At 37.1% G+C, this 11495-nt stretch carries 10 protein-coding genes; 2 read left to right on the top strand and 8 right to left on the bottom strand.

Annotated features, from left to right (window positions below):
- Positions 1-409: 409 nt before the first annotated feature.
- Complete coding sequence (locus tag RDN79_RS04660) at positions 410-1696, top strand: phage integrase SAM-like domain-containing protein (protein ID WP_298552881.1); 1287 nt, start codon at positions 410-412, stop codon at positions 1694-1696.
- A gap of 311 nt (positions 1697-2007) precedes the next feature.
- Here RDN79_RS04660 and RDN79_RS04655 read toward each other — a convergent pair whose 3' ends face one another.
- The 5 genes from RDN79_RS04655 to RDN79_RS04635 all read right to left on the bottom strand — a co-directional run bounded on the left by RDN79_RS04655 (position 2008) and on the right by RDN79_RS04635 (position 6593).
- A complete protein-coding gene (locus tag RDN79_RS04655) occupies positions 2008-2289 on the bottom strand; it encodes an HU family DNA-binding protein (protein ID WP_298552880.1) in 282 nt (93 codons plus the stop codon).
- Positions 2290-2495: 206 nt separating this feature from the next.
- A complete protein-coding gene (locus RDN79_RS04650) occupies positions 2496-3245 on the bottom strand; it encodes an SLOG family protein (protein WP_298552879.1) in 750 nt (249 codons plus the stop codon).
- Between the two features lie 301 nt (positions 3246-3546).
- The gene (locus RDN79_RS04645) at positions 3547-4566 is read right to left on the bottom strand and encodes a hypothetical protein (RefSeq protein WP_298552878.1); all 1020 of its coding nucleotides are present in this window, start codon (positions 4564-4566) and stop codon (positions 3547-3549) included.
- Positions 4567-4572: 6 nt separating this feature from the next.
- Positions 4573-6159, bottom strand: coding sequence for a phage terminase large subunit (locus RDN79_RS04640; RefSeq protein ID WP_298552876.1), 1587 nt, complete (start codon positions 6157-6159; stop codon positions 4573-4575).
- Positions 6159-6593 carry a DUF5675 family protein gene (locus RDN79_RS04635; RefSeq protein WP_298552875.1) on the bottom strand — a complete coding sequence of 145 codons (435 nt, stop codon included), beginning with the start codon at positions 6591-6593 and terminating at the stop codon, positions 6159-6161. Before RDN79_RS04635 ends, RDN79_RS04640 begins: the two co-directional genes overlap by 1 nt.
- 213 nt (positions 6594-6806) lie before the next feature.
- Between RDN79_RS04635 and RDN79_RS04630 the strand changes: the two genes are divergently transcribed.
- Entirely contained in the window at positions 6807-7958 is a 1152-nt protein-coding gene (locus tag RDN79_RS04630; RefSeq protein WP_298552874.1) for a GTPase, read from the top strand.
- A gap of 114 nt (positions 7959-8072) precedes the next feature.
- Here the strand turns inward: RDN79_RS04630 and RDN79_RS04625 are convergent, their stop codons facing one another.
- From RDN79_RS04625 to RDN79_RS04615, 3 genes are all read right to left on the bottom strand, one after another.
- The gene (locus RDN79_RS04625) at positions 8073-8945 is read right to left on the bottom strand and encodes a branched-chain amino acid ABC transporter permease (protein ID WP_298552873.1); all 873 of its coding nucleotides are present in this window, start codon (positions 8943-8945) and stop codon (positions 8073-8075) included.
- A 2-nt stretch (positions 8946-8947) separates the two neighbouring features.
- Positions 8948-9820 carry a branched-chain amino acid ABC transporter permease gene (locus RDN79_RS04620; RefSeq protein WP_298552872.1) on the bottom strand — a complete coding sequence of 291 codons (873 nt, stop codon included), beginning with the start codon at positions 9818-9820 and terminating at the stop codon, positions 8948-8950.
- 395 nt (positions 9821-10215) lie between these two features.
- On the bottom strand, positions 10216-11490 hold the full coding sequence (locus RDN79_RS04615) for a hypothetical protein (protein ID WP_298552871.1): 1275 nt from the start codon (positions 11488-11490) through the stop codon (positions 10216-10218).
- Between the last annotated feature and the right edge of the window lie 5 nt (positions 11491-11495).

Genomic DNA, 11495 nt, shown 5'->3' with positions numbered 1-11495 from the left:
ACGGCAGATGACCGTCTGCTTCACGGCAGATGACCGTCTGCTTCACGGCAGATGATCGTCCACCGCCTGGCGGCAGATACCGGATAAATGATGCGGTTGATGAAAATAAAAGACAAAGAAGAAACTATTCATCGAAAAATGCATATCTTTGGACAAACGAAAACTCAACAACTGATACCCCTCTTTTTGACTATTTACGATGATATTATCGTAACTTACTGAACAATAACGCATTAATTAAATTGTGCAAGGCAGGGTTATAGCCCAAAAAGCTAATTAAAGGCAAAATAACCCTTTTTTGGTAGAAACTCCTACTCTACGATGTAGGCTTTCATGTAGTCCGATTAAGGTCAACTAAGGACAATTAAGGACAACTGATGCCAAATGGACACAATTAAATTAATGCGTTATGTTTTCATTAACAATCAAGGGTAAGGAGAACCCCAAATCTCCCCAGTTAGTCAAACTGGAAATGATTTTCTTCAAAACGGGTTATGCCAGGGTTCCGAAAGTATTAAGCATCACGGGACCATTCAGTGAGTGGGATAACGAAACCCAGTGCTTCACATCTAAGTCGTCCGAGGCGGTAGAGAAAAACAAACGACTGCTCGACCTCAAAACAAAATACCTGAAAGTGGCAGAAGACTGGGAAGTAGAAAACAAACCTTGGGCTCCTGTACAATGGTCGCATCACTTCGACGTTCAAGAACAGAAAAAACAGGAAGTAAAAGTAATTTCTGTAGCGAAAGCACTCGATCTTATCATTGAACAGATAAGTAAGAGGCAGCGTATCAAACACGGACAAGTGTTATCCAGTGTTGGTACGGCTCGTTCCTACAAAGACTTGCGCACGACCTTAAACCAGTTCACCATTGAGAAATACGAACGGGCGTTCTCTACTTACTACTTCAACGAAATCACCACCGAGTTCGTAAACGATTACGTATTCTTTATTCAGAAGCGGGCAGCAGAACGGCACAACGAGGGAAATCTATATGGCCGTATGCGTAAATTCTACGGTTTACTATTCTATGCAGACAAAATGCGCATTCCGGATATAGACCTCACTGTTTTTGAACAGTCAAAGCCAAAGGCCAAAGCAAAGCCTTTTGTCCCCAAAACTTTACCGGCTGATATAATCACTAAAATCGAAAACATCGACAGAAGTCTTTTTTCCCGGTTAGAACTATTCCACATCGACCTCTTTCTGTTTAGCTATTACACGGGCGGTATGGCTAATATCGACGTGGCATATCTGACTAAAGATTGCATCGACCAAGACGGCAGACTCAACTACGAGCGTATCAAATTCCCTAAAACGGCTCGTATGAAATTCACAGCGAAAGCTCAGGCTATTGTAGACCGCTACAAAGACAAGTGCTATGGAGATTATTTATTGCCGGTATTCTCCCACAAACATCAAACAGAGGCACAAAAAAGAGGCCGCCTGAAAAGATTATGTGATAAAGTAAACAAGACACTCAAAAAAGTGAAAGGGCTAATAAAGTACAAAGGCAAATTGACGTGGTATTCGGCTCGTGGTACGTTTATCTCAAAGATGATAGACAATAATATCCACCCCATAATTGTAGCTCAAATGGCTGGTAATAGTCCTAACACCATTTACAAGCATTACTTTAAAAATACGACAGAAGATGTAATAGACAAACAGGTAGAAAAGGCATACGGATATTAAAGAACCAGAAAGCGATAAAGGGCATCCAAATGATGTCCTTTATCATTTAATATATCTGCGGCAAAGCCACAAAAACGCCATGAAAATAAGAAACGAAACGGCACTAATCACAATTACCGACAGCCAAAGCGGAAATCCCAGACCAAAGCCCAGCGCAAACACAGCACCTTCCAGGAAGCCCAACGGATTAATGGAACTGAACTCAAACCCATCGGTTTTCGGAGCGCTTATATAAGTCAGCACACAAAACAGCAATATCAACCCGATGGCTGATATTGCAAAAGTTTTCAGATTATATTTCGCTATATTATTCACTTGCTTTCCTTAACCTTATCCACAAATTCTTTTGCCGGTTTGAAAGCCGGTACGTTGTGAGCCGGAATAACAATCGTAGTGTTTTTCGATATATTTCGTGCCACCTTCTCCGCACGATGCTTAATATGGAACGTCCCGAACCCTCTCAAATAAACATTTTCACCCGAAGCCATAGAGCCTTTCACATTTTCCATAAACGCTTCAACGATAGAAAAAACCTGAACTTTCTCCGCTCCGGTTGATTTAGCGATTTTATCAATAATATCTGCTTTAGTCATTTTTTAAAGTTTTTTAGTTAGATGCGCAAAGATAGCACTTTAAATGGAAAAATAATGTCCGATTACTCCTTAAAAAACAGCCCGCCAGAAGCCTTATTCGATTAATATATACATACTTATATACTGTTATCTTCTTATTGTTCAAGAGAATAAAAGTACTGTCTTCATTAAGGGTTTCAGAGACTAAAAAAATCAAAAATCACACCTCAGCAAAAGGGTCTGACATCAAAATCAGACGGTGGCAACCTGACATAACAGTCATCCGATAACAACGAAGCCATAATTACCATACCATCCCTCAGCGTGAAGCACAAACGATTATTTTTTCTCTCCACATGGGTAATATCAGAAAACGGCACAGGGAACGGCTGGTTATTTCCCCGGAAAATCAGTCCCTCACGACCGTATTTAAAACTGGAAACATCCGGATACTCTTGAAGAAATTGTTTCACCGGAGATTGAATGGAGAAATAGTCTTCTATGCCGTCATACATATTCCATATTTCCATGCCTTCCTTTTCGGCTCTTTCCAAAAGATGTTTTATTATTGGTTCCTGGCTGTTTCCATAAACAACGACTTCCGAAGCCAGAAAATCAGCCCTATGGGGAAATCCATCCAAAGTTACACGAACGGCTGCCTTCCCTAAAATTCGTTTATAACGTAACTGGTCTTTATAAGAATAATCTACCTGCTGCTTTTCGGATGAAATCACAACATACAGTTGGACTTTCGGATAGGATTGGGCATAGTCCAGAACAGCTTCTGCCGCCAGCATTTCAAAGCCACTCCTTGCTTCAGAAAGAAAAATAGTTTTCCCTTCATTATATAACTCCTCAATGACATAAAACAATTCTGTCCGGATTACATTTTCCAGATTCCGGTCTGGAACATTATCGGGGGTAATCAAGTCACCGTTGCCAACAAAGGCAACCGCTTTTTCCTTTATAATCTTCATCTTTGCCTGGTCTTTTAGGGTATTAGAACTGCGAGGAAAGTCATAAAAAAGCACGGAACCAACAAGACCTCCCCAGGTGCGACCAAGCAACCCACAAGACACAAGCCAGCTCCGTGCTATACCCTAACACGTGCTGTCTAATGCCTTGTTACTGTTTTTCTCTCATTTTCTTGGTCGCTTTGGGAGGTTAAACAGCAATTCGTATGTTTTTGTTTCGAAATCTATTCTATAAGCATCCGTTTTTTCAATTACAATGCAAAGGTAATCAATTCAGCTAAATTTAGGCAATTAATCCCGGATATTAAGTCAGCCACGGATTTTTATAAGGGTCGAAATCAGTCTGAAACGTCGTTAGCTGCCAGTCTGTTATCGGTTTTTTGTCTTCGGCCAATTTACGAGGTATCTGGGGATTAAGCCGTAGTTTGGAAGCGTCATTCAACCATTTCATTGAATCTTCATAATCCTTCATCCGAACGGCACTCACATTATTCGGGGCGATTAGCTTTGTCAGTTCGTACACAGCCAACCGTACCATGTGTTTTTTGATATTATAATTTCGGGGATCATTCAACGCGATATTATGCCCTACGATAGGAACATCGGCATTGACATCCATACCCGGATAAAATACCCGGCCTTCATAAACTACATACTCGTGCCTTTCCAGTTCATAATCGTTATAACTCGGATCATAATCAGCTACAGCCCCCCAACAATCCGACTCCATCGGGTTGATATTGTTGTCAAACCCTTCCAGTGTCAGCAACGCATAAAAAGCCCCCTCAAACGACACCACATCCCATACTTCATACGGAACCGGCAACCATTCGGCGGTTTCTTTCTCCTGCCACCCGACAACCATTGGAATGCGGATATTCCCGAACTGAAACCCGTTATCTTCCATACAACGGAAAACCACATCATTGTATTTCACAATATCCCCGGTATGATAAGTGGCAAACTGCGAATACCGGACCACTTCATCCACATTGAGATTAAAATCGTCGTGTTCTGCCCAGTATATCATTGTAGCCGGTGCTTTATAGCCGCTAATCGAGCGGATAACCTCGTAGATACGCCCTTCCTGATAAATATAGGCGCCTACTGGAAAGGTTATCCGTCGGTCGTATTCGGCGATGTATTTCCCCCGGTTCAATTCCTGTTCTATCTCGTAATTCTCGCTGAGATATTCGGTAATACTCATTTCTGCGGACTCCTCCGCCTGAATAAACCGCTCCGGATTATTGCGTGTCATTTGGGAAAGGGCTTCTGCCGTGATAATTCCCAGATAGTCTGAATCGTTTAAAAATCGTCTGTACATATTCGTTTAATAATTAAATCCTTCTTGAATTACGGCGGTAGTAACCACTGAACTGTTATTATCGCCGCTTTTATACTTATACCAGCTATCCCGGAGATAATAACATAGCAGATAATCCAGGCAGTCCGACAGATGACCGTATTTCTCGAACTTCATCCCGGTCTTCGCATCTGTTACCTTATGCTTCGCCTTAGTGCCGTCTTCATTTTTCTGTTGGTAAATCATATCCTCGGTCAGTTTCCGGCATTTCAGGTCTATTTCTACCGTCCATCCGTTATATCCTGTAAATACCTCATTGACAAATCCGCAACGAATCACTTGCGGGGGTTGCTTTTTAAGTAACTTTAGCTTCGGACGAAGAACGCCTTTACCCAAAGTATCGAGAATAACCGTGTAGTTATTAATACCGTCCTCTGTGGCCGTAGAACGTTGCAATCCCGAAGGATCACCTGTTACGTCCACTCCGCCGATATGTTTTTCCCGATATAGTTTTTGTTGCATCCGTCGGGCCAGTGCAGGAGTGTTATTTTCCTTATCCTGTGGTTTGCCCAATACCTCCTCCAGGATGTACACCTTCTTCTTTTCGTAATCGATTTGTGCAAGCAACACGGACATCTGCGGTGCTACATTGAAGTCCCATACGGTAATCAAAGGTTTGGTCGGATCGTACACACGTTCTTTTAAACCGGCAATCAAATGTTTAACGCCGTCAAACTTGTTGTAAACAGCCATATCGTTCGACTCCACGAAATCCCAGTTCCCATACAATAGTCTTTCTTTCGTCGCTTGGTCTGAAATCTTATTCAGGGCAGCCTCGTAGGTCTGTCGGAAAGCGATGTCCGGATTGTCGAACACACTGAAAGGCACATAAAACTCACCTTCCCGAAGAATCGCCTTATCCCCGTTGTCGTCCTGCACGAATCGGCTACGCACCCAGTTTGTCGTAGGATTGGTCGTCAGTAGTAATTTAGATACCATGAACGTTTCGTGTGTCCGCCAGCGTAAACGGGAAAACAAGACTTCCACGGCACGTTGCGAGATTTCACTCACCTCGTCGATAAATCCAATAGTGTATTCCGAAGAACCGAACCTTTCAAAATTGGGGTCACTGGGAATGTCAGCGAGTTCTTTCATTATAATCACTGAGTCATTCCAAAATGTCAGTGTCCCCTCAATGTTATTCACCCTGTAATGAACATCCTCCACCAGCCCCCATTTCTTGATAATCATCCGGATAGTATTCCACGTCGATTCCTTCAGCGATTTCAGCGTTTTACGACCAACCACGGCTCGAATATTTTCAAACCGGAGGCAACTACTCACAATCCAGACACTACCGATGTACGATTTACCACCGCCTGCGGCTCCGCCACCCAGCACAAGCTGAGGAACATTCATATTGTTACATTGGTAACAAAACGGCTTGTATTGCGGGTTATGGTTTATATCGTAACCAATCAGTTGTTGCCGGATAGTGCCCCCGCACAATGGACACTCCGGTTGCAACAGCTTCCAGAGTTCGTATTGCTTGGGGGACGGGCAAAAGTCAATGTGAAGCTGTTCAGGAGCCTTTAATTTCCGGCTTTTCCCCATTACTCAATAGTGATAGTAATTTCCTTCTCCCGGCTTAAAATCTCATTCAACTTGTCAGAAGTGGCACGGGATTCCAGGACTTTCCCCTTTACACTGTTCTTACCTACCAATATGCAACCCTCTGTATCTTCCGCATCGTTTCCCGGATGGATTAAAACACCCAAAAAGTGCGGTACATCGTGCAGGTAAGGTAATACCCGTTTAAAGCGTGGGCTACGTGTCATACTCACTTTATAACACCCAGCGGGAATAGCGGTGCGGGCATATTCCTTCTCTTTGCACCGGCATTTGATACCTTGCGCCGTATCAAAACAAAGCAGAGGTAAAATGCGGACGGTATCTTCCAGCGTATTGCAAAAGAACTTCCCGTCGATAAAAAGGTCGCCGATAGTATAATCCGGCCCCTTGAATTTTCGTTTCAGCAAAAGTTTCATCTTTGGATATATTTAGATTATATCCGCAGAATAGTTATCCGACTGTAAAAATGTTGATTGTTGTTTTTTTACCAATAATATTCAGTTAAATCCATTTATTTATAAAATAGAGTTACTATCTTTGCAAGGAAAGCCTAAATTGTTGAAAACCAACAAATAGAAAGATTTTCTTATAATAAAATAGTACTACTAACTAATAAATTGGATATACTTATGGAAAACATTGAACTTGATGAGAAGAAAATGGACGAGCTATGGAAAAATGTTAATAAATCAACTCCCAAGCTCAAAATTGTGATGGCAGGGAAAACAGGCGTTGGGAAAAGTTCTGTAATAAATGCAATTACCGATTATTATTTGTGCCCAGTAGCTGAAGATGCAAAACCTTGTACAAAAAAGAATGAAGAAATTATATTCGCTACAGAAATGGGTGATATGATTATAGTTGATGTACCTGGCTTTGGAGAAGCTAATTCTCCAAATATTGATAACATGGACTATATGGAAAATATTAATAAAATTGCTTCAGATGCTCATCTGCTCATTATGGTCTTAGCTTGTAATGATAAAGCCTTGGAGTTAGAAGAAAAATTTCTGAATAAATGGAACGCTGAAAAATTATTGTCTAACATTCCTGTATTAATTGTCATAAACAAAATTGATTGTGCAAAACCAAGTAAAGAACCTCTTCCTCCTAAATTAAATTTGGATAATCCATCATCAGCTAAAGAGGCATTTATAAAAAGCTATTTAGATTATTTATCTACAATTCCTGTATTTAGTCAATATAAATATGCGAAGCTAATTTTCCCTTTTTGTGCGGGAGAATTTCAAAGTGATCCGAAATATGGCGTCGATAATATTAAAAAAGCTATTAATGATAGACTTCCAGAAATTCTGTCTTTGATACTGGATCGAAATGCTATATCTTTGGAAGAGAAGGCTAAAGCTATAATAAAATATTATGCTGGTGCGGCCGCTGCTATCTGCCTTCAGCCTATTCCTCTAATTGATTCATTTCTTATCGCTCCTGTTCAAGTTGGTATGATAATTCATATAGGAAATATTCAGGGAGTTAAAATAACAAAATCTATTGCAGCCGGACTTTTAAGTACTATTGGATTGGGATTTGCAGGAAATACAGTATTCTTAAACCTTTCCTCGATCTTTCCTTTCGTCAAACAATTGCTTGGACCTGCTATAGCTTTTAGTTTTACTTATACGATAGGACTCATTTTTAATGAATTGATTAAGAATAAGAATTTGAATCCAACCAAAGAAGAAATTAAAGCTCTTGCGAAAAAATTTAAGGCGGAAACAAACAAAGCAAAAGCCCAATATAAAGAAGAGCAATCAAAAGATTAACAAATAAATAATATGTAGCATACGATATGCTATAAATATTATATAGTATGCTACATATTATTATTTTATTGCGTTAAATACATTCGCTACTCACTAAAGTTCACCAGTTCCAGTCTATTGATTTTGAGCATTTGCTCTATTCATTAAAAAACAATATCTATACATCATTCCAATTAGAGCAATACCATAGATAATTTGCTTTAAATTAGCGGCTATAGAATTAGGGAAGCCAATAAATCTTAATATTTCAGGCAAAATAATTAAAAACGCCGAAGCATAAATACATCCCTTAAAGTTCTTCATCCCTCCTAAAATGACAATTGACAAAATGAAAATGGATTCATTCACTGTGAAACTACTAGGATCAATATAAGAAATATAATAAGCATATAATACTCCTGGAATAGCAGCTAACATTCCACTAAGAGCAAAAGCTGTTAATTTTGTTAAATAAACATTTTTACCAAGCGATGATGTGAAAATTTCATCCTCACTTAAACTAAGCAATGTTTTTCCAAATGCTGAATGAGTTGCATATTTCAATAAAAAGTAAATCAAAATAGTAAAAAATAAAGTGAGTAATAAAAAGGTGATTTTATTAGCAAACGAAATTCCGAATACAGTTAATATTGGTATTCCTGGAATACCCAAAGGTCCATTAGTCACTGAAATCCAATTATTCATAATTGAAAAAACAACTACTTGGATTCCTAAAGTACAAATAATAAAATAATCTTCTACTGTTCTTAATGCTATAGAAGCAACTGCTACAGCTATTAATCCATTTAAAATTAAAGCTATAATTATTATAATGCCGAATGGAATTTGAAAAACTACAGATAAAATAGCAGCAGTATATGCACCAATTCCATAAAATCCAGCATGTGCCAAAGATACTAACCCCCCAAACCCCGCTGATAAACTTAGACTTTGGGATAACATAATGTAAATGGCAATTAAGATTAATAAATGTAATATATATTCCATAACTATATCTCAATCTTTTTTAAACGTTTACCACTAATACCTAATGGCTTACATAATAAGAATATAATCAAAATTATATATGCTATAGCATCCATCCATTGACTACCAATATAATATGAAGAAATATGTTGAGCTGCCGCTAATAAAAACGATCCTCCCACCAATCCCCATACACTTCCTATCCCTCCAATGATCATAGCAACCACTCCATATAGCAATAAATTAAATCCCATCGATGGAACCATATCTGTATCACATGCCACTAAAATACCTGCAATTGCTGCTAAAAACGAACCTATCCCAAATGCCCACAAAATAATAGCGTTTGAGTTTATACCCAAAATATCACTTAATTCTGAATTACTTGAAACTGCTCTAATATTTCTTCCTATTTTGCTATATTTATGAAAATACACACCACCACTAATTATTATTCCAACCAATAATACTGTAATTATTTGAATATTTGTAATACGGGCATCCCATAATTCGTGACCTGCTATAATTTTTTCCAATCTAAAGCTCTTTGTACTATCACCACAAATCAACGAAATAATATTCTGGAAGATAATATATAGTCCTAAAGAAACCATTAATAAAACCATTGAAGTAGCATTTTTCTCTCTCAAAGGTTTATATATAAATATATGGGATAATACCCCAAAGAAAGTTGAGAAAATTGCAGATAGAATCATAGCTAAATAAAGCGGTACAAATAAATTTTTCGAAAAATAATATGTAAAATATGCTGCCATTGTTATAGTTATAGCATGAGCAATATGAAAAAATTTAGTAGTTGCATATATTATAGAAAAAGAATATGCAATTAATAAATAAATCATCATTGTAAGAATTATATTAACAATTATCTGCATAACTAAACTATATTATTAAACACACCAAAATATAAATAATGATACAAAAATTGATATTAAATAAAATCTTATCTTGATTCTATCATGAGAAAGATGAGTTTTAAATGTTGAGTCATAATTATCAATATAGTTCTTTGAGATCCTGTCTTGAATATCTTTGTCTAAATCTAATAAATAATAATACAATAGAACAAAACTGATGATACAATATGCAGAGAGTATATACTTAAATATTTTAATATAATCCGCATTAAAATGGATATTGATATTCTCTCCCGCCAACTTGTTAGTGTATATTGAGATAAGAATGATTGATAAAAGATCCCATATTCTATAATACCTCTTATTAAATACTCGAGGATATATTCTTTCCTCTAATTTTGATACACTCCATTTCATAATTTATTCTCTATATTTTTTAGTTGTGATGCTACTAACTCATAAGAACCTTGTGAACCATTTACAATTTTAATTAATTCAGCACTATATTTCGGCTTTTCGATAAGTTTTAACACCGTTTCTACTACTCCACTTGCACCTGGAAGAGTCTTTTTCCAATCATTTAAAATTTTAATAGCTTGATTTCTATCTATATTTTCACTCTTTCTCTTGGGATGGGTATATTTATTTTTTATGGGCATTGATAAGCCGATAATTTTATGTATAGCTTCAGACATAACTTTAGCCTTTTCATCATCTTTAATTACTTGAAGTTTTACAATTCCTTGCTTAATATCCATATATGTATCTAGGATATATGAGGTGGATATTGGGTTACCATCTGTTTCCTTTGTTGTTATTTTTATATATGACAAATCTGGCGATATCGAAGGCAAATTTTCTTCCAAACAATATCCTTTTTTTCTAAGAGTCCCCCGTTCCATTGCAAGTTTATTACATACAACTATATATCTAGCATTTTCCTCTGTATCTTTACTATGCAATTGATTTATATAATAATCACCTACAGATAATCGCCCCTTCTTTTGTTTATTTGTTAAAAGATAAAGGTATTCATCTTGCCATCTTTGTTTAGAAGGATCTTCATTTTTTATATTTCCAATCAGCGTAGCTGTATCCATATCAAATAAATACTCCTCCAAACTCGTAAGTTTTTCTTGCTTCTCTGCAATTATTTCTTTCCACTTTCTTTTAATTGCTTTTTCCGGACAGTAATAATGAAAGTCTTTTTCAAATTCCTTATAAAGAAACAATCGACTTTCTCCTTTATATGTTTTTATTGAACTATCTTGTGCTAAAAATAAAATTCTTTTTATATTAACCGATATTTCTCCATTTTCTTGAATGCAATTATGAATTTGAGCTCTATAGTCGTCCAAAAAATCAACTGCAATGGAATGAATATCATTGTTATTTTTATACATTACAGGAAAATTCCAATAATGTCGAGGTAATAGTGTTGAAAAGAAAGTTATTTCTAAATTAATTTCCACTTTCTTCTCCTCCTTCATTTTCTTTAACACACGAACAAGAGTCTCTATCAATTTAGGATAAAAAGATATCTGTGTTATAAATTTGTGTGCTTTATCCATTTTAAAATCCTGCTCAATATAGCTAATGGCTAAAGCTTTCCAAAAGTCATGCTCATCAGATTTAATTCTCCAAAATTCAGTGAATTCATTGATATATTTTTGTATTGTTTCATCCATAAGTC

Origin of the sequence: uncultured Parabacteroides sp., from assembly GCF_902493135.1 — a bacterium.
In the GTDB taxonomy this organism is placed as follows: Bacteria; Bacteroidota; Bacteroidia; order Bacteroidales; family Tannerellaceae; genus Parabacteroides.
The sequence above is the reverse complement of the archived record's forward strand: the minus strand, read 5'-3'. Positions and strand labels throughout refer to the sequence as shown.